General features: G+C 74.2%; 26 protein-coding genes. 15 read left to right on the forward strand and 11 right to left on the reverse strand.

From position 1 onward, the window contains the following. Together ACFWW8_RS24025 and ACFWW8_RS24030 are read left to right on the forward strand one after the other, a co-directional pair. Positions 1-834 (forward strand): WD40 repeat domain-containing protein (locus ACFWW8_RS24025; RefSeq protein ID WP_386531125.1); only part of this gene is annotated, 834 nt, incomplete at its 5' end. Positions 835-1,024: 190 nt separating this feature from the next. Next, positions 1,025-1,900, forward strand: a complete 876-nt coding sequence (locus ACFWW8_RS24030; protein WP_386531127.1) for a C40 family peptidase — start codon at positions 1,025-1,027, stop codon at positions 1,898-1,900. A gap of 75 nt (positions 1,901-1,975) precedes the next feature. Here ACFWW8_RS24030 and ACFWW8_RS24035 read toward each other — a convergent pair whose 3' ends face one another. Continuing rightward, the gene (locus tag ACFWW8_RS24035) at positions 1,976-2,545 is read right to left on the reverse strand and encodes a helix-turn-helix domain-containing protein (RefSeq protein ID WP_386531129.1); all 570 of its coding nucleotides are present in this window, start codon (positions 2,543-2,545) and stop codon (positions 1,976-1,978) included. 128 nt (positions 2,546-2,673) lie between these two features. On the opposite strand from ACFWW8_RS24035, the gene ACFWW8_RS24040 reads away from it, so the two are divergent. The 6 genes from ACFWW8_RS24040 to ACFWW8_RS24065 all read left to right on the forward strand — a co-directional run bounded on the left by ACFWW8_RS24040 (position 2,674) and on the right by ACFWW8_RS24065 (position 8,123). Then, the gene (locus ACFWW8_RS24040; protein WP_386531131.1) at positions 2,674-3,474 is read left to right on the forward strand and encodes an ABC transporter permease; all 801 of its coding nucleotides are present in this window, start codon (positions 2,674-2,676) and stop codon (positions 3,472-3,474) included. Then, positions 3,471-4,187 carry an ABC transporter ATP-binding protein gene (locus tag ACFWW8_RS24045; protein ID WP_386531133.1) on the forward strand — a complete coding sequence of 239 codons (717 nt, stop codon included), beginning with the start codon at positions 3,471-3,473 and terminating at the stop codon, positions 4,185-4,187. Before ACFWW8_RS24040 ends, ACFWW8_RS24045 begins: the two co-directional genes overlap by 4 nt. Before the next feature lie 190 nt (positions 4,188-4,377). Then, positions 4,378-5,424 carry an ABC transporter substrate-binding protein gene (locus ACFWW8_RS24050; RefSeq protein WP_386531135.1) on the forward strand — a complete coding sequence of 349 codons (1,047 nt, stop codon included), beginning with the start codon at positions 4,378-4,380 and terminating at the stop codon, positions 5,422-5,424. Positions 5,425-5,471: 47 nt separating this feature from the next. Beyond that, the gene (locus ACFWW8_RS24055; protein WP_386531137.1) at positions 5,472-6,581 is read left to right on the forward strand and encodes an aryl-sulfate sulfotransferase; all 1,110 of its coding nucleotides are present in this window, start codon (positions 5,472-5,474) and stop codon (positions 6,579-6,581) included. A 287-nt stretch (positions 6,582-6,868) separates the two neighbouring features. After that, complete coding sequence (locus ACFWW8_RS24060) at positions 6,869-7,522, forward strand: molybdopterin-dependent oxidoreductase (RefSeq protein WP_386531250.1); 654 nt, start codon at positions 6,869-6,871, stop codon at positions 7,520-7,522. Beyond that, positions 7,506-8,123 (forward strand): cytochrome b/b6 domain-containing protein, encoded by a 618-nt coding sequence (locus tag ACFWW8_RS24065; protein WP_386531139.1) that lies wholly within the window; start codon positions 7,506-7,508, stop codon positions 8,121-8,123. Before ACFWW8_RS24060 ends, ACFWW8_RS24065 begins: the two co-directional genes overlap by 17 nt. Before the next feature lie 90 nt (positions 8,124-8,213). Here ACFWW8_RS24065 and ACFWW8_RS24070 read toward each other — a convergent pair whose 3' ends face one another. The 7 genes from ACFWW8_RS24070 to ACFWW8_RS24100 all read right to left on the reverse strand — a co-directional run bounded on the left by ACFWW8_RS24070 (position 8,214) and on the right by ACFWW8_RS24100 (position 15,519). Beyond that, entirely contained in the window at positions 8,214-9,782 is a 1,569-nt protein-coding gene (locus tag ACFWW8_RS24070; protein WP_386531141.1) for a hypothetical protein, read from the reverse strand. Positions 9,783-9,977: 195 nt separating this feature from the next. Continuing rightward, on the reverse strand, positions 9,978-10,172 hold the full coding sequence (locus ACFWW8_RS24075; protein ID WP_386531143.1) for a hypothetical protein: 195 nt from the start codon (positions 10,170-10,172) through the stop codon (positions 9,978-9,980). 98 nt (positions 10,173-10,270) lie between these two features. Beyond that, positions 10,271-10,930 (reverse strand): ABC transporter ATP-binding protein, encoded by a 660-nt coding sequence (locus ACFWW8_RS24080; RefSeq protein WP_386531145.1) that lies wholly within the window; start codon positions 10,928-10,930, stop codon positions 10,271-10,273. Then, entirely contained in the window at positions 10,923-12,005 is a 1,083-nt protein-coding gene (locus tag ACFWW8_RS24085; protein WP_386531148.1) for an ABC transporter ATP-binding protein, read from the reverse strand. Before ACFWW8_RS24085 ends, ACFWW8_RS24080 begins: the two co-directional genes overlap by 8 nt. Further along, positions 12,002-12,919, reverse strand: a complete 918-nt coding sequence (locus tag ACFWW8_RS24090; RefSeq protein ID WP_386531150.1) for an ABC transporter permease — start codon at positions 12,917-12,919, stop codon at positions 12,002-12,004. Before ACFWW8_RS24090 ends, ACFWW8_RS24085 begins: the two co-directional genes overlap by 4 nt. Further along, positions 12,912-13,877 (reverse strand): ABC transporter permease, encoded by a 966-nt coding sequence (locus ACFWW8_RS24095; RefSeq protein ID WP_386531251.1) that lies wholly within the window; start codon positions 13,875-13,877, stop codon positions 12,912-12,914. The genes ACFWW8_RS24090 and ACFWW8_RS24095 overlap by 8 nt, the downstream gene beginning before the upstream one ends. 46 nt (positions 13,878-13,923) lie before the next feature. Continuing rightward, complete coding sequence (locus tag ACFWW8_RS24100) at positions 13,924-15,519, reverse strand: ABC transporter substrate-binding protein (RefSeq protein WP_386531152.1); 1,596 nt, start codon at positions 15,517-15,519, stop codon at positions 13,924-13,926. A 200-nt stretch (positions 15,520-15,719) separates the two neighbouring features. Here ACFWW8_RS24100 and ACFWW8_RS24105 point away from each other — a divergent pair, with 200 nt between their 5' ends. Both ACFWW8_RS24105 and ACFWW8_RS24110 read left to right on the forward strand, forming a co-directional pair. After that, positions 15,720-16,667, forward strand: coding sequence for a fibronectin type III domain-containing protein (locus tag ACFWW8_RS24105; protein WP_386531154.1), 948 nt, complete (start codon positions 15,720-15,722; stop codon positions 16,665-16,667). A gap of 137 nt (positions 16,668-16,804) precedes the next feature. Then, a complete protein-coding gene (locus tag ACFWW8_RS24110; RefSeq protein WP_386531156.1) occupies positions 16,805-18,829 on the forward strand; it encodes an ATP-binding protein in 2,025 nt (674 codons plus the stop codon). 159 nt (positions 18,830-18,988) lie between these two features. On the opposite strand, the gene ACFWW8_RS24115 is transcribed toward ACFWW8_RS24110, so the two are convergent. Next, entirely contained in the window at positions 18,989-19,174 is a 186-nt protein-coding gene (locus tag ACFWW8_RS24115) for a DUF5999 family protein (protein ID WP_267839760.1), read from the reverse strand. 155 nt (positions 19,175-19,329) lie between these two features. On the opposite strand from ACFWW8_RS24115, the gene ACFWW8_RS24120 reads away from it, so the two are divergent. Beyond that, positions 19,330-19,779 carry an SRPBCC family protein gene (locus tag ACFWW8_RS24120; RefSeq protein ID WP_386531159.1) on the forward strand — a complete coding sequence of 150 codons (450 nt, stop codon included), beginning with the start codon at positions 19,330-19,332 and terminating at the stop codon, positions 19,777-19,779. Positions 19,780-19,833: 54 nt separating this feature from the next. After that, positions 19,834-20,610 (forward strand): hypothetical protein, encoded by a 777-nt coding sequence (locus tag ACFWW8_RS24125; RefSeq protein WP_386531161.1) that lies wholly within the window; start codon positions 19,834-19,836, stop codon positions 20,608-20,610. 140 nt (positions 20,611-20,750) lie between these two features. Here ACFWW8_RS24125 and ACFWW8_RS24130 read toward each other — a convergent pair whose 3' ends face one another. After that, positions 20,751-21,983 (reverse strand): acyl-CoA dehydrogenase family protein, encoded by a 1,233-nt coding sequence (locus ACFWW8_RS24130; RefSeq protein ID WP_386531163.1) that lies wholly within the window; start codon positions 21,981-21,983, stop codon positions 20,751-20,753. Between the two features lie 214 nt (positions 21,984-22,197). Here ACFWW8_RS24130 and ACFWW8_RS24135 point away from each other — a divergent pair, with 214 nt between their 5' ends. Beyond that, positions 22,198-22,842 carry a TetR family transcriptional regulator gene (locus ACFWW8_RS24135; RefSeq protein WP_386531165.1) on the forward strand — a complete coding sequence of 215 codons (645 nt, stop codon included), beginning with the start codon at positions 22,198-22,200 and terminating at the stop codon, positions 22,840-22,842. A gap of 56 nt (positions 22,843-22,898) precedes the next feature. On the opposite strand, the gene def is transcribed toward ACFWW8_RS24135, so the two are convergent. Continuing rightward, on the reverse strand, positions 22,899-23,459 hold the full coding sequence (gene def / locus ACFWW8_RS24140; protein ID WP_386531167.1) for a peptide deformylase: 561 nt from the start codon (positions 23,457-23,459) through the stop codon (positions 22,899-22,901). Positions 23,460-23,582: 123 nt separating this feature from the next. On the opposite strand from def, the gene ACFWW8_RS24145 reads away from it, so the two are divergent. Both ACFWW8_RS24145 and ACFWW8_RS24150 read left to right on the forward strand, forming a co-directional pair. After that, positions 23,583-24,821 carry a MurT ligase domain-containing protein gene (locus ACFWW8_RS24145; RefSeq protein WP_351282796.1) on the forward strand — a complete coding sequence of 413 codons (1,239 nt, stop codon included), beginning with the start codon at positions 23,583-23,585 and terminating at the stop codon, positions 24,819-24,821. A 19-nt stretch (positions 24,822-24,840) separates the two neighbouring features. Further along, positions 24,841-25,569: a type 1 glutamine amidotransferase gene (locus ACFWW8_RS24150; RefSeq protein ID WP_386531170.1), complete on the forward strand. Its 729-nt coding sequence runs from the start codon at positions 24,841-24,843 to the stop codon at positions 25,567-25,569. Positions 25,570-25,581: the final 12 nt, after the last annotated feature.

Genomic DNA, 25,581 nt, shown 5'->3' on the forward strand with positions numbered 1-25,581 from the left:
TCCGTGTTCTCGGTGGCCTTCTCCCCCGACGGCAGAACCCTGGCCTCGGCCGGCTCCGACGGCACGGTCCGGCTGTGGGACGTGGCCGCGCGCGCCGCGTCCGCGACCCTCACCAGCATGGGCGGCACCGTGTTCTCGGTGGCCTTCTCCCCCGACGGCAGAACCCTGGCCTCGGCCGGCTCGGACGGGACGATCCGGCTGTGGGACGTCGCCGCGCGCCGTCCGCTGGCCCTCCTCGCCGGGCACACGGACTTCGCCAACGACGTGGTGTTCAGCCCCGACGGGCACACGCTGGCGAGTGCCGGGGACGATCTGACGGTACGTCTGTGGGACGTCGCGGCGCGCAGTCCGCTGGACACGCTGACGGGCCACACGGGCGCGGTCCGCGCCGTGGCCTTCAGCCCGGACGGGCGGTCGCTCGCCAGCAGCGGCAACGACGGGACCGTACGGCTGTGGGACGCCCGGAGCCACCGCTTCGAGGCGGCCCTGTCCGGGCACACCGGTTCCGCGCGGGGCATCGCCTTCTCCCCCGACGGCCGGACCCTGGCGAGCAGCGGCAACGACCGCACGGTGCGGCTCTGGGACGTGCCCGGACGCCGGGCGCTGGCGGCGCTGGCCGGCCACGGGAACGCGGTGTGGGGGGTCGCCTTCGCGCCCGGCGGCCGGACCGTCGCCAGCAGCAGCACCGACGGCACGGTACGGCTGTGGGACCTGGACGTACGGGCCCGGCTGGCCGAGCTGTGCCGGCTGGCCGCGGACGGCGCCCCGCGGGAACACCGGGCGCCGGTGCCCGGGGTGGCCGTCTCCCGGGACCCCCACTGCCCGCGGGGCTGAACACGGCCCCGGGCGGGATCCGGTGAACACACGGCCCCGGGCGGGATCCGGTGAACGCCCTGGTCGGCGGGGGTTTCCCGGAGGGTTTCCCGTTGCCCGTCCGGACGGGGCCGCGCCCGCCCCTCGCCGCGCGGGGGGTGCGGGGCGCAGGCTGCTGCCATCCCACCGCACCACGAATCGAGGTCCTCCCATGGTCCACCGCCGTTCCGGACTGCCGGGCGCGGTCGCCGCGTTGCTGGCCGTCCTGCTCTGGGCGCACGTGCCACCGGCCGCGGCCGCCGCGGGCGGCGCGCCCGCCGGGGCCTGCGCCGTCCGCTCCCCGGGTGCCTCGCCGGCCGCCGAGCGGGCGGTCGCCGCGGCCTGCGCCCAGGTCGACGCCGACGTCTGGTACACGTGGGGCGGCGGTCACGGCGCCCGCCCGGGTCCCACGTACGGGCAGGTCGATCCGACCGACCCCGCCAGCGAACACGATCCCGAACGGATCGGTTTCGACTGCTCGGGCCTGGTCCGGTACGCCTGGGCGCAGGCGGCCGGGTCGGACATCCTGAACGGGGTGGCGAGCGCGCAGTACTACACGACCCGCGCGGCCGCCCGCTTCGGCGCCGACCGGGGCCTGGCCCCGCTGCTCCCCGGGGACCTGCTGGTCTGGGGCACCCCGCGGGACCTGCACCACATCGCCGTCTACCTCGGCGCGGGCAAGATGGCCGAGGCGCGGCAGTCCGGCACCAAGCTGATGGTCAGTGACGTACGGCTGGGCGGCGACTACCACGGCGCCGTGCGCATCGACCCCGGGCCGGTGACCGGACACGTGTTCACGACCTGGGGCACGGGGGTGTGGACCAAGGCGGAGCCGTCGCTGAAGGCCGCCCGCGTGTACGCGTTCCCCGGCCCGACGGAGATCCGCGTCGGCTGCCAGAAGCACGCGGAGCGGGTCACCTCCGACGGGTACACCAACGACGCGTGGTCCTACCTCCCCGACTACGGGGCGTGGATGACGAACATCTACGTCCAGGGGCCGGAGTGGCTGCCGGGGGTGCCCGACTGCGCCGACGCGGGTGCTCCGTAGCGGGCGGTGCGGGGCCCGCGGATCCCGCGCGGGGGCGGGCGGCGCCCCGGCGGGGGATCCGTGGCCGACGGCCGGTCAGGACCCGGCGATGACCAGGAGCGTGCGGGCCCCGTCCGGACCGCCCAGGCGGCAGCGGTGCGGGACCTCGCCGCGGTGGTGGGCGCTCTGGCCCGCCCGCAGGGCCAGCGGTTCCTCGCCCTCGACCTCCAGGAGGATCTCGCCCTCCAGGACGTACAGGAAGTCCTCGCCTGGGTGCTCGAACCAGCCGCGCTCGCCCCGGCCGGGCTCGAAGTGGTGCTCGTACGCCTCCATCAGCGTGCTCCGCCCGCCGGGGATCAGCACGCGGGCGGTCTGTCCCGCAGCCTCGTTCACCCGGATCACCTGCGGGTCGCTCTCGTGGCTGACCGCGCCGGGCCGGGCGGGGGGCCGCAGAAAGGTCCCGGGGGCGACGTCCAGCGCCTCGGCGATCCGGTAGATCGAGCTGAGGCTGGGCGTGGCGAGTCCGCGTTCCAGCTGACTGAGGAAGGGCTGGGAGAGGCCGGAGCGGGTGGCGAGGATGGCCATGGAAACGCCGCGCCGCTTGCGGCAGCCGCGGATCACCCGCCCGACCTCGATCGCTTCGGGCGTGGGTTCGGGTCGAGACACGCAGGTGAACGTACCCCATCGTGATCGGGCGGCCGGAGGGCCCGGAGAGGTTTCGCACCGCTGCAACACTCTCGTCATAAGCGTCGTCAATTATTGACCTCACTTATCGACGACCGAGGAGCAGCCCCGTGCACGCCACCCCCTCACCGCCCGGCCGGACTCCGGGCCGGCCCGGCCGGACCCTGGGCCGGCTCGCCCCGGCCCTGGGCGCGGCCGCCGCCGTGCTGGCGCTCTGGTACCTGGTCGCCCGGACCGGCGGGGCGGCTCCGGGACTGCTGCCGACACCGGCCGAGACCGCGGCCGCGCTGGCGGACGGCGCCCGCAGCGGGGTCCTGGCCGAGGACCTGGGCGCCAGCACGGCCCGGGCGGGGCAGGGCTTCGCCCTCGGCGCGGTGATCGGCAGCGCGCTCGGCTTCACCACCGGCTACCTGCCGAAGGTGTCCGCCGCCGTCACCCCGATCGTCTCCTTCCTGCGCCCGATCCCGGCCATCGCCCTGGTGCCGCTGGCCACGGCCTGGTTCGGCATCGGCGAGACGGCCAAGCGGCTGCTCATCGCGTACGCCGTCCTCCTCGCCGTCTGGCTCTACGTCCACGACGGGGTGTCCCGGATACCGGCCACCCACCTGCGCGCCGCCCGCACCCTCGGGGCCCCGCTGCACCGGCGGTTCACCGAGGTCCTGCTGCCGGCCGCGGCACCCGCCCTGCTCGCGGCGCTGCGCTACGGCGCCTCGGTGGCACTGCTCGCCCTGGTGGCCGCGGAACTGGGCGGCGCGGAGAGCGGGTTGGCGTACCGGCTACAGGTGGACGGGCAGTTCCTGCGGGTGGACCGGATGTTCGCCGGCCTGCTCGTGCTCGGCCTCCTCGGCGTCGCCGTGGACCTGGCGCTGGCCTCGATAGGCCGCCGGTTCGTGCACTGGGGCGCGTCATGAGCCTCGGGGTGCGGCTGGAGGGGCTGTCCGTCGCGTACGGGGGCACGCCCGTGCTGGAGCGCACCGAACTGGACCTGCCTGCGGGCTCGTTCACGGCGCTGCTCGGGCCGAGCGGGTGCGGGAAGTCCACGGTGCTGGGCGCGGTCGCGGGGTTCGTGAAGCCCACCGGCGGACGGGTGACGGCCGGATCCGCCCCGGTGCTCGGGCCGGGCCCGGACCGCGGTGTGGTCTTCCAGCACTACGCGCTCTTCCCCTGGCGCACGGCGCGCGGCAACGTCGAGTTCGCCCTGAAACGGCTCGGCCTCCCGCGCGCGGAGCGGCGCCGGCGCGCCCTGGCCGCGCTGGCCGAGGTCGGTCTGGCGGACGGCGCCGCGAAGTACCCGGCGCAGCTGTCCGGCGGCATGCAACAACGCGTGGCCCTCGCCCGGGCGCTGGCCGCGGAACCCGAAGTGCTGCTGATGGACGAGCCGTTCGGGGCGCTGGACGCCCTGACGCGCACCCGGATGCAGGGCCTGCTGCGGGAGCTGTGGCAGCGCCGCGGCACCACCGTCCTGTTCGTCACCCACGACATCGACGAGGCGCTGGCGCTCGCCGGGCGGGTCGTCGTCCTCGGCGGCGCCCCCGGGCGCGTGCTGGCCGACCATCCCGTTCCCGCCGGACCGCCCGACCCGGACCTGCGGTCGCTGATCGCCCGCCACCTCGGCGCCGAGTGACCCCGGGGCGCGATCGCACCGGTCCGGCCCGCCGACGGGTCACCGGCGACCGGTAGGTCACTCCGCCGACGGGCCCACGTCCGGCGACCAGCCGCCCACCCGCCCCGTCCCGCCCCCGTCCCTCGTTCCCGCCCTTCCGGCTTCCCCGATCTGCCGTTCCCCCGTTTCCCGTTCCGCGAAAGGTTCCGCCATGCCCTCCCCCGCCTCCGCTCCCGGCCCCGCTCCCCGCGGGTCCCGCAGACCCCGCGCGGTGACCGCCCTGCTGCTCGCGGCGCTGCTCTCCACCCTTGCCACCGCGTGCGCCGGCGGCTCCGGCCGGAGCGACGGCGGCCGTCCCCCCGTCACCCTCGCCGCCAGTGACCACCTCGGCGGCGCGCCCGTCTACGTGGCGCAGGAGCATGCGCTGTGGTCCGCCGAGGGCGTCGACGCCACCGTCACCACCCAGCCCTCCGGCCGCGATGCCCTCAACGCCGTGCTCGGCGGCCAGGCCCAGTTCGGCGTCGTGGGCGACCTGCCCGCGGTGACCGCCGCGCTGGGCGGCCGCGACCTGCGGATCGTCGCCGACCTGTCCCGGTTCTCCGACTGGCGCCTGCTCACCCGTACCGACGCGGGCGTCGGCGGGTTCGCCGCCCTGAAGGGCCGCAAGGTCGGGGTGCCCCGGGGCACCAACGTCGAGTACGCGCTGTCGCGGATGCTCGCCTCCGCCCGGCTCACGGCCGCGGACGTCACCCTGGTCAACCTCGCCCCGAACCAGGTCACTTCGGCACTGGCCCGTGGTGACGTCGACGCCGGCGTCACCTTCCCCAGCTTCTACGGCGCGGCGCGCACCGCCCTCGGCGACCGTTACGCCGAGCTCCCGTACTCCGGCTACACGGCCAGGACCCTGCTCGTCGCCGGCCCCTCGGCCACCCCGCAGGGCACGGCCGCCGTGCTCCGTACCCTGCTGCGGGCCCAGCGCGAGATCGGCGAGGACCCGGCCGCCGCCCGCCGGGCCGTCCTCGCCCAGTCCAAGGGAGCGCTCGAAGCCGCGTACGTCGAGGCGTTCCAGCCCCGCTACACCTACGGCGCCACCCTCTCCCCCGAGCTGCTCACGCAGTTGACGGAGGAGGCCGCCTGGGCCAAGACCGCCCAGGGCATGCCGGGAGCCGCCGACCGCGCGGCACTCTCGGCCTACCTGAACCCGGGGCCGCTGGCGGCCGCCGCTCCGGGCGCCGTCACCGTCACCGCCGCCGGCTGACCGGCCCCGCCCCACACCCCGCACACCCACCCGCCCAGGAGAGACGCATGAGCATCGACCAGAACACCCTGCGCCGCCGCGGCACCGGCCTCGTCGCCCACGACCCCGAGCGCAGTTACGGCGGCTACACCCTCTACACGCCCATCACCAGCGCCGGCGAGATCCACCTCGTCGACATCGAGGGACGCCCCGTCCACACCTGGAACTCCCCCCACCCGCCCGGCCGTCAGGCCCAGCTCCTGCCGAACGGCAACCTCTTCTACGCGGCCAAGGACACGAGCGGCCCCACCCTCTTCCCCATCTGGGACGTCTACCACGGCGGCATCTTCCAAGAGCTGGCCCCCGACTCCACGGTCGTGCGCGAGGCCCGGCACCCCTTCCACCACCACGACGCGTCCGTACTGCGCAACGGGAACCTCGTCGTCACCGGCGTCGAGCCGCTGTCCCCCTCCGACGCGGCCCGGATCCGCGGCGGCATCCCCGGCTCCGAGGCCGAGGGCGGCGTGATCTACGGGGACGTGGTGTACGAGCTGACGTGGGACGGCGAGGTCGTGTGGCGCTGGGCCGCCATCGAGCACCTGGACCCCGAGGAGCTGCCGCTGAACCCGCACTTCGCCCGCGAGCACTGGCCGATGGCGAACACCGTCAACGAACTCGCGGACGGCTCGCTGGTGGTGGGCTTCCGCAGCGCCTCCACCACCGTGGCGGTCGACCGCGCGGACGGTTCCGTGCGCTGGCGCATCGGCCCCGACGTCCTGGCCCAGCAGCACCACCCGCACGAGCTGCCCGGCGGCACCATCCTGGTCTTCGACAACGGGACCTACCGCGACCACACCTCCGTCCCGTACTCGCGGGTGCTGGAGCTCGACCCGCACACCGGAAAGGAGGTCTGGTCGTACGAGGACAATCCACCGCAGAACTTCTTCAGCCCGTACATGTCCAGCGCCCAGCGCCTCCCCAACGGGAACACCTTCATCGCGGAGGGCTCCTTCGGGCGGCTCTTCGAGGTGACGCCGGACGGGGACGTGGTGTGGGAGTTCGTCGTCCCGCAGTTCCGGGCCTTCGGGGAAGGCGTCGGACTGGAGTCCTCCGGGGGCGCCCAGAACTCGGTATTCCGCGCCTACCGGTACGCCGCGGACCAGCTCCCCTGGCTCTGATCCCCACCCCGTTCCCTTCCATCCGGAGGCGTTGGCCCTTCCGGGCCACCCGGGCGGCCGGTGTCCTGCTCGCCCTGCACCCGGGGCGAGCAGGACCTGGGCCCCGGCCGCTCCGCGGTCCGGCCCCCGGCGGCGGGCAGGTGTGACGGAAGTCTGACGGACCGCCGCGGCCCCTGGCGCCGGGGGTCCGGCGGTGGTCGAATCGGCGGGTGAGCACAGAAGAACGCACGGACCCCGGGGGCCCCGACGGCCGGGGCGCGCCGGTCGGGCGCCGGCTGGTCCTCGGGATGCTCGGCCTCGGTGCCGCCGGGCTGGTCGCCGCCCCCCACGTGCAGCGCGGCCTCGAAGCCGTCACCGGACGGGACCCCACCGGGCTGACCGCGCTGCTGCCGAACGGCGGCGGGTTCCGCTACTACTCGGTGGCCTCCTCCGTCCCCGAGCGCGGCCCGCAGGACTACCGGCTCACCGTGGACGGCCTGGTCGAGCGCCCGGCGACGTACTCCCTGGACGCCCTGCGGGGGCTCCCACAGACCCGGCTGGTCCGCGACGTCCAGTGCGTGACCGGCTGGCGGGTTCCCTCCACCCCCTTCGAGGGCGTGCCGCTGTCCCGGCTGCTCGACGCCGCCGGGGTGCAGCCGCAGGCCCGGGCCGTGCGCTTCGACTGCTTCGACGGCACGTACACCGAGAGCCTCACGCTCGCGCAGGCGCGGCGGGACGACGTCCTGGTGGCGCTGCGGATGCAGGACCGGCCGCTGGGCCACAGCCACGGCGGCCCGGTGCGGCTGTACGTCGCCCCGATGTACTTCTACAAGTCGGCGAAGTGGCTCTCCGGCATCACCCTCACCGACCGGGTCGAACCGGGCTACTGGGAACGGCTCGGCTACGACGTCGACGCCTGGGTCGGCCGCTCGAACGGACGTGACGATGCCCCCACCGCCTGAACGCCGATCGCGCGTACGCCGGTTCAGCACCGGACAGCGCCGGGTCCACCGGACGACGGCGTGGCTGGCCCTCGTGTGCGTCGCCTCCGCCGCCTGCCTGTACCTGCCGCCGCTCGCGGAACTCGTCGGCCGCCGACGTCTGGTGGTCCTCGTCCACGAGTGGTCGGGCCTGCTGACCCCGCTCCCCTTCCTGCTCGGTCTCGCCTCCCGTGCATTCCGCGCCGACCTGCGCCGGCTGAACCGGTTCGGGCCGCACGACCGGCAGTGGCTGCGCTCGGCGCTGCGCCGTGAGCGCGGACCCCGGCCCGCCGGCAAGTTCAACGCGGGGCAGAAGGTGTACGCGGGCTGGCTGGCCGGAGCCGTGCTCGTCATGCTCGGCACGGGGCTGCTGATGTGGTTCACCGACCTCGCCCCGCTGGTCTGGCGGACCGGCGCCACCTTCGTCCACGACTGGCTGGCCCTCGCCGTGGCCGTGGTCCTCGCCGGTCACATCGGCAAGGCCCTGGCCGACCCGGAGGCCCGGCGCGGCATGCGCACGGGCTCCGTGGAGCGCGAGTGGGCCGCGCGCGAGCACCCGCTGTGGGAGCACTCCGACCGGTGACCGGGCCGGCGTACGGGCCTCCGTGCGCGGGGCGGGCGTACGGGAGGGGCGGCGCCCCCGCCGGCGCCGCCCCTCCCCGCTCCGGCGGGCTCAGCCGCCGTCGCGCACCGCGACGATGCCGTTGAAGACGCCGACGTAGGCCGTGCCGTCCGGACCCAGGGTGATCGGGGCCCAGTTGTTGTCGTACAGCGGGCCCGTCCCGGTCAGCCGGCGCCAGCGGCGCTCACCGGTGCGGAAGTCCACCGCGGTGAGGTACCAGGCGTCGATGCCCCAGACGTTGGGCTCCTTCTCGTAGAAGTAGAGCAGCCCGTTCGCGGTGGAGAGCTTGGGGACGACGGAGGGCGAGCGGATCGCGCTCTGCCACACCGTGTCGCAGCCGCTGCCGTCGGCCCGGACGTCGACGCGGCTGACGCCGCCCACGACGGACGTGCCGAGGAGCAGGGTGGCGGGGTTCTCGTAGCCGTAGTTGTTCTCGACGACGATGCTGTTGCCCCAGGTGATCAGGGAGTTGTCCGTGGTCGAGGCGCCCGAGCCGAAGACGGGCACCTTGCAGACGAGCCGCTGGTCCGCGGTGACGTCCGTGCCCCGCCGGTAGACGAGGACGTTCATCCGGTCGTCGGCGTTGTCGGTGATGGCGACGTAGCCGTTGCCGAACAGGTCCGGGGTGGTGCCCGAACCCTGGTTCACGGAACCGGGCTTGGCCTTGGTGCCGCGGTCGTAGGTCTGGCGCCACTGCGCCTCGGGCGTTCCGTCGGGGGTGGCCCGGAAGCTGTACAGGGCGTGATCGGTGACGATGGAGACGCCGTCCTCGGCGACCGAGAAGGAGTTCTGGATCTCCTCGCCCTCAAGTCGTACGGAGCGGATCTGCGAGGTCACCGGGTCCACGGTGCCGACGCGTCCCTGGCGGGTGACCCACCAGATGCGGCCGTTCCAGTCGGGCATCACCGACGTGACGGGGTCGCAGGTGCCGCTGGGCCACAGGTTGGTCCAGGTCACGCAGTCGTGCGGGACCTGACCGGTGAGGTCCCAGTCGTCGTCGACGGTGAACTTCCAGCTGCCGTCCGGGTTCTGCGCGTGGGAGAGGCGCAGGATGTGCTGGCGGGAGTCGGCCAGCACGGCCCGGTCCTGGTGGTCGAGGTAGAAGTAGGCGCCGCCCGAGGTGTCCTTGAAGATCTTCGCGAAGTCGAGCGAGGTGATCGCCTCGACCGTCGAGGAACGCTGCGGGAGCCGGTACTCCGCGAGCGTGGCGAGCGTGCGGGGTTCCAGCAGCTTGACCTTGAAGCCGGAGAACGTGCCGCAGACGGTGACCAGGCGGCCGCCCGAGTCGAAGGTGGCGGTGGCGCACTCCCCGCCGAGGGCGGCGATCTTCTCGCTGGTCACCTGCGGGTTCTTGCCGAGCGGCCCGGACCAGGGCGAGGTCGCGCTGCCGGCGGCGTCGGAGTGCATGCCGCTGCGGCCGTTGGGCGCGAGGAAGGGGTGCTGGGGCGGTGCTTCGCCGGGCAGCGGGTGCGCGGTCGCGGGGCTGCCCTCGTAGTGGCTGACCAGGCGGTGCCCGGGTGCCTTGGGTATCTCCTCGGCCTGGGCCGGCGTGATGCCGTACATCGCCGTGAAGGCGACGACGACCGGGACCACAGCGCAGTTCAGCGCTCTTCGGAGCATCCGCACTTCCTCCCTCTCTCTTCGGTCCTGTTGACATCGTGTCTGACGTCGCGCCGCCGCCAGACGCTAGATCGCGGTGCCCGAGGAGTCCATGGAAGGGGCGGATGATTCACGAAGGCGCAACAGTCGGTCTAGGCGCGGTGCCGGACACCCCGGGCCCGCCGTGATCCGAAAGACACGGCCTACGGGCGCGGGTCAGGGGCCGAGGCCGGACAGCGCGTTCGCGGTGGCCGCGAGGCCGTCGTGGATGGTCGCGGCCATGCTGCTGCTCGCGAGGAGGAAGCCGAGCAGCACGCAGACGAGGGCGTGGGAGAACTTGAGGGCGCCGCTGCGCACCAAGACGCACGCGAGGACGAGCAGCAGGACGACCACGGAGAGGGAAATCACCATCGGAACCTCCTTGTGCGGCGTCATGGTGGCGCAGGAGGAGGCACCCTCGGGCCAAAGTCGTGTCCGCCGTACGGGTGTTGACGGTCCGTGACGGGCGGTCAGTCCTTGACGATCTCGTCCCAGTGGGTCGTACGGTCGCACCAGCGCGTGAGCAGCACCGGGTCGTGGCCGACCGCGAGCAGGCCGGCGCCGGAGTCGGCCCGGTACTCCTCGACCACCCTGACCAGGGCCGCTGTGGTGGAGGCGTCCAGCATCGCGGTCATCTCGTCGCAGACCAGCCAGCGCGGTCGCAGGATCAGCGCGCGGGCCAGGCAGGCGCGTTGCAGCTGGCCGTCGCTGACCTCGTGGGCACGGCGGGTGAGCAGATCCCGGCCGAGTCCGACACGCTCGGTCAACGCGGCGACGGCCGCGTCCGCTTCCGTACGGCGTCCCGTGGCGCGGAGGGGTTCCGCGACGAGGTCGCGCAGCCGCAGGCGCGGGTCGGCGGAGAGCCGGGGCTGCTGGAAGACGACGCCGACGGAGGTCCGCAGGTCGCGCGGGGCCCGGTGCCGGAAACCGGTGACGGCGCGACCGTCCAGGGACACGGTCCCGCGGTCCGGGCGGTGCAGGAGGGCGGCGACGCGGGCGAGGGTGGACTTGCCGCAGCCGCTGGGTCCCAGGAGCCCCAGGGACTCGCCGGGGTGCAGGGCGAGGTGCGCGCCGCGGACGACGGGGGCGCGGCGGTCGTAGCCGGCGGTGATCCCGGTGAGCTCAAGCATGGTGGCAGGCCACCCCTTCGGTGAGCGCGGGGCGTTCGGCGCGGCATGCGTCGTCGGCGCGGGCGCAGCGGGCGGCGAAGGCACAGCCGGGCGGCAGCGCGCCGAGCTCGGGCGGATCTCCGGGGATGGGGGCGAAGGCCCGCTCGGGCAGGGCGTCGAGGAGCCCGGCGGCGTAGGGGTGGCGGGGGCCGGGCGCGCCGAAGAAGGCGGCGGCGGGACGCAGTTCGACGATCCGTCCGGCGTACATGACGGCGACGGTGTCGGCGATCCGTTCGGCGGCGGCCAGGTCGTGGGTGATCATCAGCAGGGCCCGGCCGGCGTCGCGGGTGTGGGCGCGCAGCTCGTCGACGGTGCGGTGGACGAGCTCCCGGTCGAGGCCGGTGGTCGGCTCGTCCGCGAGGAGGAGCGGGGCGTCGCCGATGAGGGCGAGCGCGGTGGCGGCGCGCTGGGCGAGGCCTCCGGAGAGTTCGTGGGGGTAGCGGTCGAGGTGGTCGGCGGGGAAGGCGGCCCGTGCGGCCGCGGCCTCCGCGGCGGCGCGCAGCGCCTGAACGCCCCGGCGCCGGCGCGGGGCGGGCACGGCCGGGCGGACCAGTGCGCGGACGGTCTCCTCGAGGTGGGCCCGGACGGTGCGGACCGGGGTGAGGTGCGCGGCCGGGCTCTGCGGGACCAGGCCGACGCGGCGGCCCCGTACGGTCCGGGCGAGCGTGCGCTCGTCGGCGTCGAGCAGGTCGAGCCCGTCGGCGAGCCGGGCCGATCCGGAGGTCTCGGCGTTGCCGGGGAGCAGGCCGAGCAGGGCCGAGGCGAGCACGGACTTGCCGCAGCCGCTCTCGCCGACGAGGGCGAGGCACTCGCCGGGGGCGAGTCGGAAGGAGGCCCCGGTGACGGCCTCCACGTGGCGGCCCGCGCGCATGCGGAAGCGGACGGAGAGCCCGTCGACGGCGAGCACGGGCGCACCGGCGCCGCCCGCGGCGTCGGGACAGGGACCGGCGTCGGGACCGGTGGCGGCGTCGGCACCGGTGGGGCCCGGGTTCCCGGGGCGGACCCCGGTGCCGTCGGCGGGGTGGCGGCGGGTCACAGGGTCAGCTCCGAGCGGCGGCGGGGGTTGAGGCGGTCGCGCCAGGCTCCCGCGAGTCCGGCGATGGCCAGGGTCGGGATGATCAGCAGGAGCCCCGGGAAGAGGGTGGGCCACCAGTCCCCGGCGAGCAGCGAGCCGCGGGCGCTCTGGACCAGGTTGCCCAGGCTGGCCTGGTGCGCCGGCAGCCCGAGGCCGAGGAACGACAGGGCTGACTCGTGCCACATGGCGTGCGGGACCATCAGCACCGCGGCCAGCCCCGCCTGCGGGAGCACCCCGGGGACCAGGTGCCGGACGGCGACCCGCCACCGCGAGGCGCCGCCGGAGATGGCGGCGTCCACGTACGGGCGGCCGCGCAGGGAGAGGACCTCGGCGCGGACGATGCGGGCCGTCGACAGCCAGTGGGTGACGGCCACGGAGACGACGACGGGCCAGACGCCCGGGCGGAACATCGCGACGATGAAGATGCCGAGCAGCAGGTGCGGGATCGAGGACAGGGTGTCCACGGCCCGCATCACCAGCCGGTCGGTCCACCCGCCGAGCGCCCCCGCGGCCGCTCCCACCGCCGTGCCGAGCACGCTGGCGACGAGCGCCGCCACCAGGCCCACCAGCAGCGAGACCCGCAGCCCGTAGACGCAGCGGAGCAGCAGGTCGCGTCCGACGTCGTCGGTCCCGAAGGGGTGCGCCCACGAGGGCGGCAGCAGCTTCGCCGACAGGTCGACCGCCTGCTGGTCCAGTTGCGCCAGGGGCGGCACCAGCAGGACCGCGAGCGCGATCAGCAGCACGACCGCGGCCGATACCCGCACGCGCAGGGTCCGCGCGGAACTCCGCGCGGCCCCGGAGGACTTCCACACGGCCCCGGTCCGCGCCGCCGTCCCCGCGGCCCCGCGCACCCGTTCGGCCACCGGTTCAGCCATCGAAGCCCACCCTCGGGTCCGCCAGCCCGTACAGCAGGTCGGACAGCAGGTTCCCGGCGAGCACCGCCGCCGTGGCCAGCACCGTCAGCGCCGCCAGCAGCGGGAAGTCCACCGAGGTCGCGGCCTGTACGGTCGCCGCCGCGATGCCCGGCCAGCTGAAGACGGTCTCCACCAGCAGCGCGCCGGTGATCAGTTCCGGTACCCGGGAACCGACCAGCGTGAGCATCGGCAGCATCCCGGAACGCAACGCGTGCCCCAGCAGGACGCCCCGTTCGGCCAGTCCCCGCGCGCGGGCGCCGCGTACGGGGTCCTCCTCCAGTGCGTCGGCCACGCCCTGGCGGACGTACAGGTGGAACCAGGGGAACTGGGAGATCCCCAGCACCAGAGCGGGCAGCACCAGGTGCGGGGCGACCTGTCCGAAGCCGACCACGTCGCTGCCCGCGTCCGTGAGGCCGCCCGCGGGCAGCACGCCCAGGTGCACCGAGAAGAACCAGATGGCCAGCAGCCCCAGCCAGAACGCGGGAGCCGCCTCCAGGATGTAGGCGAGCGAGGTGACGGCCCGGTCCAGGAGGCCGCCCTGACGGCGCGCGGCCAGGACGCCCAGCGCGGTGCCCAGCAGCACGGCCACCGCGAAGGCGCTCGCGGCGAGCAGCACGGACCAGCCCAGCCGTTCCCCGATCACGTCGGCGACGGGCTGGCGCATCACGGCGGAGGTGCCGAAGTCACCGGTGAGCGCCGAGGTGAGCCAGTCCCACCAGCGCGCGACGAGCGGCTGGTCGGCTCCCAGATTGACGCGCAGCTGGTCGAGCCGGGCCTGGGATGCGGTCAGTCCCGCCGTGCCGGCGTAGGCCTTGACGGGGTCGAAGGGGGACAGCGCCGCGATGGCGAAGACCCCGAAGGTGACGACGAGCAGGACGGGGGCGGCGAACAGCGTCCGCCGCCCCGCCATGCGCGCCATCGGCGCCCAGGGGAGGCGGCCGGAGCGGGAGGTCACGTCGGGTTGCTCACTTCTGCTTCGGCTTCCAGGTCTCGACGTTCCACCAGGGGCCGGAGCCGAGGCCGTGGTCGTGCGGCTCGACCTGCGTGGTGAGGCCGTCCCACTTGTCGTTCACCACGTACAGGTGGTCGATGTGGGTGAGGAAGACGTAGCCCGGGTTCGCGACGAGCTCCCGCTGCACGGTGTCGTACGCGGCCTTGCGGGCGGCCGGGTCCCCGCTGCGGCGGCCCTCGGTCAGGGCGAGGTCGACGGTCGGGTTGTCGTACCGGGCCATGTTGTTGAAGCCGTCGCCCGCGAGGGAGGAGGTCAGCAGCAGGTACTGGTCGAAGTCGGGGTCGGCCGGGGAGCCGCCGCCGGCGAGGACGGCGTCGGTCTTCATCCGGGGCTCGATGACCTCCCAGGTCCCCGCCTCGGTCTTGACCTCGATGCCGGCCTTCTTGGCGTCGGAGGCGAAGGCGAGCGCGTGGTCCTGGCGGATCTTGTCGCCGGAGGTGTACCAGAGCGGGAAGGCGGCCCGGACCCCGTCCTTGACGCGGACGCCGTCCGCGCCGGGCTTCCAGCCCGCCTCGTCGAGGATCTGCCGTGCCTTCCCCAGGTCGTGCGCGCGCTCGGTGCCGGCCGTGAACCACGGGCTGCCGGTGGGGACCGGCCCGAAGGCGGGCTTGCCCGCGCCCTCCAGGAGCTTGTCGACCATGGTGGTGCGGTCGACGGCGGTGTCCAGCGCCCGGCGGACGGCGACGTCCCCGGTGACCGGGTGGTGCGTCGGGAGGGTGACGGTGCGGTAGTCGAAGGTCTTGGCGGCGAGCGTCGTGCGCGCCGTGTCCGCGGCGAACCCCTTGGCGAGGTTCGGCGGCAGGATCGCCGCGTCGAGTTCGCCGGAGCGCAGCCGGGTCGCGCGGACGTCGTCGTCCTTGATGACGGCCATGGTGAACTTCTTCACCGTGGGCTCGCCGCCCCAGTAGCCGGGGTTGGCCGAGAAGCTGAGCTTCTCGCCCTTGGACCAGCCGGTGAGCAGGTAGGGACCGGTGCCGACGGGCCGGGTGGCGAAGTCGCCGCTGTTGACGTCCTGGCGGCCCGCGACGTGCTCGGGGGCGATCGGCAGTACGGTCCGCTCGGCGAACGGGGCGTAGGGGTACTTGAGGGTGAAGACGACCGTGTCCGCGCCGCGCGCCTCGACGCCCGCGATCGCGTCCAGTTCGGTCTTGGACGCGTTGTTCGTCTTCGCGTCGAGGATCGTCCGGTAGGTGAAGAGGACGTCCTCGGCGGAGAAGGGCTCCCCGTCGCTGAACTTCACGCCCCGGCGCAGCTTGTACGTGTAGGTGAGCCCGTCCGCGGAGACCTCGGGAAGGGCCTCGGCCAGTGCGGGCTTCAGCTTCATGTCCGCGTCGTGCGCGAGCAGCCCGTCGAAGATCTTGGAGTTGCCGTCCTTGCCGTAGCCGAGCAGCGGGCTCAGGCTCTCCGGTTCGGTCGCGATGCCGACCACGGCGGAGTCCGCGGATTCCCCGCCCTCGCCCCCGCCGGGTGGGGAGCAGGCCGCCACGCCCGTGATGAGGGCGACGGCCATCGTCGCGCGGGCCACTCCCCGTACTGTCCGGGCCGCCATGCTGCACACATCCCTGTTCATGATCATCCGCTATTGCAAAGGAGTGGCAATAATGCCAGATCCGATCAGAAGGAGTCGAACCGGTCCCCGGGCGGCCCTTTCGCCACCTCGGCAGCGGCAGGGGTCTTGCCCGGCCCGCGACCCTCGTGCCATATATGTCTAGACCTTTAAGCGGTTCGAGAGCCGAGGATGGCACCCCCGTGCGACGCAGCGCCCCCACGCTCACCCTCTGCCTGGCCCTGACCGGCCTGGCGGCGTGTACCGCGGCCGATACCCAGGCCCCTCCCGCCCCCGGCGGACTGACCGCCCAGGCGGGCAGCGCCACCAGCGTGCACGTCATGTGGGACGCGGCGGCGGACGGCGACGGGGTGAGCGGCTACCAGGTCTTCCGGGCCGGGGAGCTGGTGCGGGAACTCCCCGCGGAGAAGACCATGGTGGACGTCACCGGCCTCGCGCCGCAGACCGCGTACGCCTTCACCGTCCGGGCCCGGGACGCCGCCGGGAACGTCTCCGCGGCCGGACCCGCCGTCGAGGCGACCACCCCGGCGGCGAAGGCGGAGGACCGCTCGGCCCCCACCGCCCCGGCCACCACCACGGGCCGGGCGACCGGGCCCCGGTCCGCGCAGCTGACGTGGACCGCGGCCGCCGACGACACGGGCGTGACGGCGTACGACGTCCACCAGGGCGGCGTACGCATCCACACCGCCGGCCCGGGCGAGACCTCGACCACCCTGACCGGCCTCCAGCCCGACACCGTCTACACCTTCACCGTGCGGGCCCGGGACGGCGGCGACAACGCCTCCCCCGACGGCCCGGCCGTGGACGTCACCACCCCTCCCGCCGCGGGCGGCGGACCGGGCACCGCCCCCTCCGGATTCACCGCGACCGCCTCCCCCGGCACGGTGACCCTCTCCTGGACCGCCCCGGACACGGGCCGCGAGACGAGCGACTACGAACTCCACCTCAACGGGCGCCTCATGACGACCGTCCAGTTCGGCGCGGGCGCGGTGCCCGTCGGCCGGGTGGAACACCGGCTCACCGTGACGGAGCCCGCCGGCACCGTGTGGCGGATCAAGCTCCGCGCCAGGCTGCCCGACGGCAACTGGGGCGCCTTCTCCGCGGAGCGCGAAGTCACCCTCGCCCCCTGAGATACGACGGCAATTCGCCCCGAACCGCACGTACGGACCAGAAGATCACGCACAATGCTTCCGTGTTCGGTGAGTACTCGGTCAACAACAATCAGGCAGATCCGGCGGTCGGCGGCCCTCAGCCAGAATCAGGCGCCGTGCCGGGAAACCTGCCGCCGGAATCGGCGAGCTTCGTCGGCCGGGAGCGCGAACTCGGCCTGCTGGACCAGCTGTTGCGCGAGCGACGGCTGATCACCCTGACCGGAGTGGGCGGTGTCGGCAAGTCCCGGCTCGCCCTGCGGGCCGCCGCCCGCGCCCGCCGCGGGCATCCCGACGGCGTCTGGTGGGTCGAGCTGTCGCCGCTGCGCGACCCCCGGCTGCTCACCGCCACCGTCGCCCACGCCGTCGGCCTCGCCGACCACTCCGCGGCCCCGCTCGACGAGGAGCTGTGCGCCTGGATGGCGGACAGGACCCTGCTCCTCGTCCTGGACACCTGCGAGCACCTGGTGGCCGACTGCCGCCACCTCGTGGGCGAACTCCTGCAGTCCGCACCCGGGTTGACGGTCCTGGTCACCTCCCGGGAGCCGCTCGGCTCCCCCAGGGAGCGGGTCGTCGACGTCCGCCCGCTGCCCTGCGACGGCCCGGACAGCGACGCCCTCGCCCTCTTCCGCGCCCGGGCCCTCACCGCCGCCCCGCGGGCGGCCGCCGTCTTCGCCGACCCGGACCGGGCCCGGGTCGCCGCCGACGTCTGCCGCCGTCTGGACGGCATCCCGCTCGCCCTGGAGCTGGCCGGCGCCCGCATGCGCCGGTGGAGCCTGGAACAGATGGTCGAACGGCTCGGCGCGCGGTTCGACGTGCTCGCCGACAGCCGCGGCGCCCGGCCGCCCCGGCACCGGACCATGCGGACCGCGATCGGCTGGAGCCACGAGCTGTGCGAGCCGGTGGAGCGGCTGCTCTGGGCCCGGCTCTCGGTCTTCAGCGGGGACTTCGACGCCGCGGCCGCCCGTGCCGTGTGCGCGGGGGGACCGCTGCCCGCCGCCCGGGTGGAACGGGTGCTGGCCGGCCTGGTCGCCAAGTCGGTGGTGCGGCGCACCGAGGAACGGGGTACCGGGGCCCGCTTCCGGATGCTCGACACGATCCGCGAGTACGGGCACGGCTGGCTCGCCGAACTCGGCGAGGACCGGCTCGTCGCCGACCGGCACGCCCACTGGTACGCCGCGCTCGCCCGCGCCGCCGACCAGGGCTGGCTGGGCCCCGGTCAGCTGGACTGGTACCGCAGGATGACCGCCGAGCGCGCCCAGCTGCGCACGGCCCTGGAGCACCTGCTGGGCGCGGACCCGACGGCGGCCCTGGAGATGGCCGGCGCGCTCTGGTTCCACTGGTTCGCGTGCGGGCACGTCCGCGAGGGCCGGGGCTTCCTGGAACGGGCCCTGCGGGCCGCCCCGCCCACCGGCGCCGCGTACAACCAGGCCCAGTGGGCGCTCGGGCTCACGGCGCTGCTCCAGGGCGACATGGACGCGGCCCGGGAGATCGGCATCCGGTGCACCAGCGCGGCGGCCCGCCTGGCGGACCCGGAGCGGGAGCTGCGCGCGGCGTACCTGTCGGCGGTGTCGGTCCTGATGCCCGGCGATCCCGTACGGGCCCTCGCGCTGGCCGGCCCGCGGGCCAGGGCCGCCCACGGCGGACGCACCACCGCCCCCGGCTGGCTGCTGTGCAAACTGGCCACCGGCTACGCGCTGTGCGACCTGGAGCGGTACGAGGAGGCCACCGCGGAGGCGCGATCCCTGCGGGAGGCCTGCGCGGAGCTGGGCGAGCGGTGGCTGCGGGCGTACGCGGACTACATCCTGGCGGTGGCCGCGCTGGGCCTGGGCGACCACGGGGAGGCGGCCCGCCACGTACGGGCCATGCTGTCCGGCAAGCGGCTGCTCGGCGACCGGTTCGGCATCGCGCTCGGCCTGGACGTGCTGGCGGCGGCGGTGGCCGGGCTGGGCGACGGAGAGCTGGCGGCGCGCCTGTTGGGCACCGGGCACGCCTGGTGGCGCACGGTGGGCCGGCCGCAGATGGGCGGCTCGCCCTCGCTGACGGCCCTGCGGGACCGGGGCGAGCGGCAGGCCCGCGCGGCGATCGGCGACGCCGCGTACGAGGCGGCGTTCCTGGGCGGCGCGGCGGCACCCACCGGCTGAGCCCCAGCCGGTGGGCGGTGTGCGGCGGCGATGGACCGCGTCGGGGCTCCCGTCAGTACGGGAGGGGTCTGCCCGACGGTGTGCGCAGGTCCAGGTCTCGGGGGGCGGGCTTCGGGACGGGCTTGCGGATCAGCTGCTGGCGCATGCTGCCTCCTCGGCTCAGACCAGGGCAGGGCGGCGGGGTTCCACCGTTCGGCCGTCGGGGAGCAGTTCACCGGTGTCGTCGAAGACGACGGCGCCGTTGCACAGCAGGCTCCAGCCCTGTTCGGGATGGAAGGCCACCACGCGGGCGGTCTCGTGGTCGGCGCTGTCTACGGCAGGGCAGGGGGGCTGGTGGGAGCACATGGCGCACCTCCTCGCAAAGTGGGGCGGGAGGGCCGGTGGTCACCCGGTCGAATCCGCGATCCACGGTGGCGGTGAGTATTGCTGATCGCCACCCCTGGGCGGAACCCATATCGGCCGCCCAGTTCACGGTGTGTATGCCCGATTACGATGCGCTCATGCCCGGCATCCGGATCATTCACCGCACGCCCCTCCCGCCGGCCGAGGCCTGGCACCGGCTCACGGACTGGGAGCGCCACGGCGCGCAGGTCCCCCTCACCCGGACGGTCGTCTCCACGGCTCCTCCCACGCACGTCGGAACGGTCTTCACGGCGCGCACCGGAGTGGGCGGGATCACCTTCGACGACCCGATGGAAGTGACCCTCTGGCGCCCCCCTGGCCCCGGCGCGGCGGGACTGGTGCGGCTGGAGAAGCGCGGGCGGGTGGTGACGGGCTGGGCCGAGATCGAGGTCCGCCCGCTGCCCGGGGGCGGCACGGAGGTGCACTGGCGCGAACACCTGCGCCTGCGCGGCTTCCCGCGCCTCCTGGACCCGGTGGTCGACGCGGCGGGCCGGGCGGTCTTCGGGCGGGCGCTTCGCGGCATGTTGCGTCCGCGGGGCCCGGGTTAGGGTTCCCCCCGTCACCACGACCGGTGATCACCGCGAGAACCGAGGGGGATGTCCGTGGCCACCCCGCCACCTCCGCAGCAGGGCCGGTACCCCGGGCCCGGCCCGCACCCGCACCAGGCGCCGTTCCCGCCGCGGGACGGCGCCTTCGCCCCGGACGGGACGCCGCAGGCCCCCGTGTACGGGGCGTACGCGCCCCGCACGCCGGAGGAGGGGGCGTACGGGTGCCGGGTCTGCGGGTCGCTGCCCGTCGCGGACACGACCGTGTACGGCCACCAGGGCATGGTGGTGCTGATGCGGTTCCTGAGCCGGCGGGGGCCCTTCTGCCGCGACTGCGGCCTGCGCATCGTGCGCGACATGTCGGCCAAGACCCTGTGGCAGGGCTGGTGGGGCCCGCTGTCCCTGTTCGTCACGCCGGTGGTCCTGCTGACGAACCTCGCCCCGTGGGGCAGGCTGCGCCGGCTCGGGCCGCCGACGGGCGGCGCCGTGGCCCCGCTCGACCCGGGACGGCCGCTGTGGCGGCGTCCGGCGGCGGTCGCCGTGCTCGTCCCGATGGCGCTGGTGGCCCTCGCGTTCCCGGTCCTCGTCCTGGTCGCCGTGGTGGGCGGCGACGGGAAGCGGGCGCCCCTCGCCGTCGGGCAGTGCGTGCGCAACGCCGGCGACTGGCGCGACCAGGACCTGCGGGTCACGGAGTGCGGTTCGGTCAGCGCCGAGTTCGAGGTCACCCGGCTGCTGGACGCGCCCGGGGTCGCCTGCGCGGACGGCGAGTACATCGCGCGCCTGGAGTACGGCCCGGGCGGCCGGACGGCGAGCTGCCTCAGGCCGCTGCGCTGAGGCCCGCCCCGGGGACGGTCTTCGCGGCCGTCCCCGGGCCGTCTCGCCCTGGCGGGTGTCGTCGAACTCGTTCCTGCCGTGCGGCGCCCGGCACGCACGGGCCGCCTTCAGGGCGTACGAAACGACGGTGACGACGCCCCCTAGCGGATCGGCATGTCGGAGAGGGTGCGAGCGATCACCAGCCGCTGGATCTCGCTCGTCCCCTCGAAGATCGTGTAGATCGCGCTGTCCCGGTGCATCCGCTCCACCGGGTACTCCCGGGTGTAGCCGTTGCCGCCGAGGATCTGGACGGCCTGGGCGGTGACCTCCTTGGCCGTCTCGCTCGCGAAGAGCTTCGACATCGAGCCCTCCGCCGAGGTGAAGGGCCGGCCCGCGGCCGCCATCCACGAGGCGCGCCAGACCAGCAGCCGTGCCGCGTCGATCCGGGTCCGCATGTCGGCGAGCTGGAAGGCCACGCCCTGGTTGTCGATGATCGGACGGCCGAACTGCGTACGGGTCTTGGCGTAGTCCAGGGCGACCTCGTACGCCGCGCGCGCGGTGCCCACCGCCATGGCCCCGACCGCCGGCCGCGAGGCCTCGAAGGTGGCCATGGCCGCGTTCTTCACGCGCTCGCCGGCGCCGCCGCTGCGCGCCCGCTCGCGGGCCCGCGCGAGGCGGTCGTCCAGCTTCTCCTTGCCGCCGAGCAGGCAGGAGCCGGGGACGCGCACGTCCTCCAGCACCACCTCGGCGGTGTGCGAGGCGCGGATCCCGTGCTTCTTGAACTTCTGCCCCTGGGACAGGCCCGGCGTGTTCGGCGGCACGATGAAGGAGGCGTGCCCCTTGGTGCCGAGCTCCGCGTCGACGACGGCGACGACGATGTGGACGTTGGCGATGCCGCCGTTGGTCGCCCAGGTCTTGGTGCCGTTGAGCACCCATTCGTCCTTGGCCTGGTCGTACACGGCGCGGGTGCGCATGGCGCCGACGTCGGAGCCGGCGTCCGGCTCGGAGGAGCAGAAGGCGGCGACCTTGACGTCGTTCGCGTCGCCGTACATCTGGGGAATCCAGGTGCCGATCTGCTCCTCGGTGCCGTTGGCGACGACGCCGATCGCGGCGAGCCCGGTGCCGACGATGGACAGCGCGATGCCCGCGTCGCCCCAGAAGAGCTCCTCCATCGCCATCGGGATGCCGAGGCCGGTGGGGTCGAAGAACTGCTGGGCGTAGAAGTCCAGCGAGTAGATGCCGACCTTGGCGGCCTCCTGGATGACGGGCCAGGGAGTCTCTTCGCGCTCGTCCCACTCCGCGGCCGCGGGCCGGATCACGTCGGCCGCGAAGCCGTGGATCCAGTCGCGGACCTGAATCTGGTCGTCGTTGAGCTCCATGGTGAACTCCGCCATGTCCCCTCCAGCTGTCTGTTCTCGCCCAGATGTGGGTTACTAGCGGTAACCCGCCCGATCGCCACAGTCTGTTACCGGCGAGTAAGCACTGTCAAGCAGAGCCGATCCGCTCCCCGCCCGGGACGGCGGCACCCGCCGCGTCGATCACGGGGGTGTGCGGGGTGTTACGTTGCGTGGGCGTCACGCACATCGTAAGGGCGGGGAGAGAAACACCATGGAGACCACGCAGCACGCAGGCGAGCCCGGGACGGCCGAGCGGCGGCGGCGCGAGCTGCTCGAAGCCGCCGACCGGGTCGTGCTCAGGGACGGCCCGAAGGCCTCCATGAACGCCATCGCGGCGGAGGCCGGCATCACCAAGCCCATCCTCTACCGGCACTTCGGCGACAAGGCCGGGCTCTACCAGGCGCTCGCCGTCCGCCACACCGACGCCCTCCTCGACTCGCTGCGGGCGGCGCTCGACGCCCCGGCGGAGCGCCGCCGCAGGGTGGAGGCCACCCTGGACACCTACCTCGCGGCCATCGAGGCCCGCCCCCAGGTGTACCGGTTCCTGATGCACCCGGCCGAGGACTCGCAGGCCGCCGAGCGCGGCTTCGACGTCGGCCTGCACTCGGCGCCGCTGCTGCGCCGGCTGGGCGAGGAACTGGCCCAGGTGGTCGGCGAGCGCGTGGACCTCGGCCCCGACGGCGAACGCCTCGCGCGGATCTGGGGACACGGCATCGTCGGCATGATGCACGCGGCGGGCGACTGGTGGCTCGGCGAGCGTCCGTGCGACCGCGCCGAACTGGTCGCGGGCCTCACCGACCTGCTGTGGGGCCGCCTCGCGACCGCGGGGAACCGGGCGGACGGCCCCGGCTTCTGACCGCGGCCGGTCACGTCGGCGTTCCGTACCGCCCCTCGGACCCGGCCCCGCGGCGCTCAGCCCCGCGGCGCTGCCGTGTCCGCACCCCACGGGGCCTTCCGGATCGCCCGCCGCAGGCGGCGGGCCCGCAGCCCCGTGACGCGGTCCGCGTACACGGTGCCGTCCAGGTGGTCGCACTCGTGCTGCAGGCACCGGGCGAAGAACCCGGTGCCCTCGATCCGCACCGGCGCCCCGGCGGTGGTGACCCCTTCGACGACCGCCCGGTCGAAGCGGGCCGTACCGGCCTCCAGCCCGGGCAGCGACAGGCAGCCCTCGGGGCCGGTGAACTCCTCCCCGTCGGCCGTCACCAGGCGGGGGTTGACGACGTGTCCGACGTGCCGCACGTCCTCGTCGTCGGGGCAGTCGTACACGAACACCCGCCGCCCGACGCCGATCTGGTTCGCGGCGAGGCCGACCCCCTCGGCGGCGTACATCGTGGCGAACATGTCCTCCACGAGCCGGTCGAGCGCGGGCCCGAACTCGGTGACCTCCGCGCAAACGGAATGGAGCACCGGATCGCCCAGCAGGCTCATGGTGCGGACGAGTCCGGTGGTGCCGGGAATGGGGCGCTGTCGCATGGCCGTAAGGGTACGACGGGCGAATATATGAGGAGATCCACCGCGTCCCGGGGGCGCCGCGGTCAAGGCTCCGGCATGTACTGGATAGGCTGGGGCCGACCGACGCAAGGAGGACAAGGGACGATGGCAGGCAACACGGAGCCGCTTTCGCCGCGGGCCAAGCTGGCCGTGACGGCGGGCAAGGCCGCGGCGGCGGTGTCGCGGGCCGCGGGACGCGGAAGCGGATCGGTGATCGGGGGCAAGGTCGCGCTCAGGCTCGACCCCGATCTCCTCGGAGCGCTCGCGCAACATCTCGACGTCGTCCTCGTCTCCGCGACGAACGGCAAGACCACGACGACCCGGCTGATCGCCGAGGCCCTGCGGGCCAGCGGTCCCGTCGTCTCCAACGCGCTCGGCGCGAACATGCCGGCCGGCATCACCTCGGCGCTGGCGGGCGGTTCGGACGCCAAGTACGGCGTCATCGAGGTCGACGAGAAGTACCTGGCCGGAGTGGCCCGGGACGTCACCCCCAAGGTGATCGCCCTGCTCAACCTCTCCCGCGACCAGCTGGACCGCGCCGCCGAGACCCGCATGCTCGCGGAGAAGTGGCGCGAGGGCCTCTCGGGCTCCAAGGCGGTCATCGTCGCGAACTGCGACGACCCGCTGATCGTGTGGTCCGCCTCCTCGTCGCAGAACGTGGTCTGGGTCGCGGCCGGCCAGGAGTGGAAGGACGACGCCTGGTCGTGCCCCTCCTGCGGCGGCGTGATGCAGCGCCCGGGCGACGACTGGTTCTGCGGTGAGTGCGGCTTCCGCCGCCCGACGCCCAGCTGGGTGCTCTCCGGCGACCACGTCCTGGACCCGCACGGCTCGGCCTGGCCGATCCACCTCCAGCTTCCCGGCCGCGCCAACAAGGCGAACGCCGCCACCTCGGCCGCCGTGGCCGCCGTCTTCGGCGTCCCGCCGCAGGTCGCGCTGGAGCGGATGTACCAGGTGCAGGCCGTCGCCGGCCGCTACGACGTGGTGAACTTCCTGGGCCGCGAAGTGCGGCTGCTGCTCGCCAAGAACCCGGCCGGCTGGCTGGAGACGTTCTCGCTGATCGACCCGCCGCCGACCCCGGTGGTCCTGTCCGTGAACGCCCGCGGCGCGGACGGCACCGACACCTCCTGGCTGTGGGACGTGGACTACACGCGCCTGGCCGGCCACCCGATCTTTGTGATCGGCGACCGGAAGCTGGACCTCGCGGTCCGCCTGGAGGTCGCGGGGCTGGACTTCCGCGTCTGCGAGACCCTCGACGAGGCCGTGCAGCTGGCTCCGCCCGGACAGATCGAGCTGATCGCCAACTACACCGCCTTCCAAGACGTGCGCCGCCGCGTCGGCAACTAGTACCCATAAGGACACGAGCATGAGCGACAACAGCCTGCGTCTGGTGTGGATCTACCCCGACCTGCTGAGCACGTACGGGGACCAGGGCAACGCCCTCGTGGTGGAGCGCCGGGCGCGCCAGCGCGGCCTGGACGTGCAGCGCGTGGACGTCCGCAGCGACCAGCCGATCCCCACCTCGGGCGACATCTACCTGATCGGCGGCGGTGAGGACCGCCCGCAGCGGCTGGCCGCCGAGCGCCTGGTGCGCGACGGCGGTCTGGAGCGTGCCGTCTCCAACGGGGCGATCGTCTTCTCCGTCTGCGCCGGGTACCAGATCCTCGGCAAGGAGTTCGTCAACGACGTCGGCCAGCGCCAGGAGGGCCTCGGCCTGCTGGATGTGGTCACCGTCCGCGGCGAGGGCGAGCGGTGCGTCGGCGACGTCCTCGCCGACATCGACCCGCGCCTGGGGCTGCCCCAGCTGACGGGCTTCGAGAACCACCAGGGCATCACCCACCTCGGGCCCACCGCACGGCCGTTCGCGCGGCTGAGCATGGGCCGCGGCAACGGCACCGGAGACGGTACCGAAGGCGCGTACAACGACACGGTGTTCGGCACCTACATGCACGGCCCCGTGCTGGCCCGCAACCCGCTGGTCGCCGACCTGCTGCTGAAGCTGGCCCTCGACGTGAACGCGCTGCCGGGCCTGGACGACCGGTGGTACGAGGCGCTGCGCACCGAGCGCATTTCGGCCGCCACACAGCCGGCCTAGACCCGCGCGGCA

This window comes from Streptomyces sp. NPDC058701 (genome assembly GCF_042715295.1).
Lineage (GTDB): Bacteria > Actinomycetota > Actinomycetes > Streptomycetales > Streptomycetaceae > Streptomyces.

Excerpts from the sequence above, each read along its gene's own strand:
- ACFWW8_RS24100 (WP_386531152.1), bottom strand. The coding sequence starts at position 15,519 with ATGGCGGCCCGGACAGTACGGGGAGTGGCCCGCGCGACGATGGCCGTC.
- def (WP_386531167.1), bottom strand. The coding sequence starts at position 23,459 with ATGCGACAGCGCCCCATTCCCGGCACCACCGGACTCGTCCGCACCATG.
- ACFWW8_RS24115 (WP_267839760.1), bottom strand. The coding sequence starts at position 19,174 with ATGTGCTCCCACCAGCCCCCCTGCCCTGCCGTAGACAGCGCCGACCAC.
- ACFWW8_RS24120 (WP_386531159.1), top strand. The coding sequence starts at position 19,330 with ATGCCCGGCATCCGGATCATTCACCGCACGCCCCTCCCGCCGGCCGAG.
- ACFWW8_RS24095 (WP_386531251.1), bottom strand. The coding sequence starts at position 13,877 with ATGGCGCGCATGGCGGGGCGGCGGACGCTGTTCGCCGCCCCCGTCCTG.
- ACFWW8_RS24030 (WP_386531127.1), top strand. The coding sequence starts at position 1,025 with ATGGTCCACCGCCGTTCCGGACTGCCGGGCGCGGTCGCCGCGTTGCTG.
- ACFWW8_RS24090 (WP_386531150.1), bottom strand. The coding sequence starts at position 12,919 with ATGGCTGAACCGGTGGCCGAACGGGTGCGCGGGGCCGCGGGGACGGCG.
- ACFWW8_RS24150 (WP_386531170.1), top strand. The coding sequence starts at position 24,841 with ATGAGCGACAACAGCCTGCGTCTGGTGTGGATCTACCCCGACCTGCTG.
- ACFWW8_RS24045 (WP_386531133.1), top strand. The coding sequence starts at position 3,471 with ATGAGCCTCGGGGTGCGGCTGGAGGGGCTGTCCGTCGCGTACGGGGGC.
- ACFWW8_RS24145 (WP_351282796.1), top strand. The coding sequence starts at position 23,583 with ATGGCAGGCAACACGGAGCCGCTTTCGCCGCGGGCCAAGCTGGCCGTG.
- ACFWW8_RS24050 (WP_386531135.1), top strand. The coding sequence starts at position 4,378 with ATGCCCTCCCCCGCCTCCGCTCCCGGCCCCGCTCCCCGCGGGTCCCGC.
- ACFWW8_RS24135 (WP_386531165.1), top strand. The coding sequence starts at position 22,198 with ATGGAGACCACGCAGCACGCAGGCGAGCCCGGGACGGCCGAGCGGCGG.
- ACFWW8_RS24130 (WP_386531163.1), bottom strand. The coding sequence starts at position 21,983 with ATGGCGGAGTTCACCATGGAGCTCAACGACGACCAGATTCAGGTCCGC.
- ACFWW8_RS24080 (WP_386531145.1), bottom strand. The coding sequence starts at position 10,930 with ATGCTTGAGCTCACCGGGATCACCGCCGGCTACGACCGCCGCGCCCCC.
- ACFWW8_RS24070 (WP_386531141.1), bottom strand. The coding sequence starts at position 9,782 with ATGCTCCGAAGAGCGCTGAACTGCGCTGTGGTCCCGGTCGTCGTCGCC.
- ACFWW8_RS24060 (WP_386531250.1), top strand. The coding sequence starts at position 6,869 with ATGCTCGGCCTCGGTGCCGCCGGGCTGGTCGCCGCCCCCCACGTGCAG.
- ACFWW8_RS24075 (WP_386531143.1), bottom strand. The coding sequence starts at position 10,172 with ATGGTGATTTCCCTCTCCGTGGTCGTCCTGCTGCTCGTCCTCGCGTGC.
- ACFWW8_RS24065 (WP_386531139.1), top strand. The coding sequence starts at position 7,506 with ATGCCCCCACCGCCTGAACGCCGATCGCGCGTACGCCGGTTCAGCACC.
- ACFWW8_RS24055 (WP_386531137.1), top strand. The coding sequence starts at position 5,472 with ATGAGCATCGACCAGAACACCCTGCGCCGCCGCGGCACCGGCCTCGTC.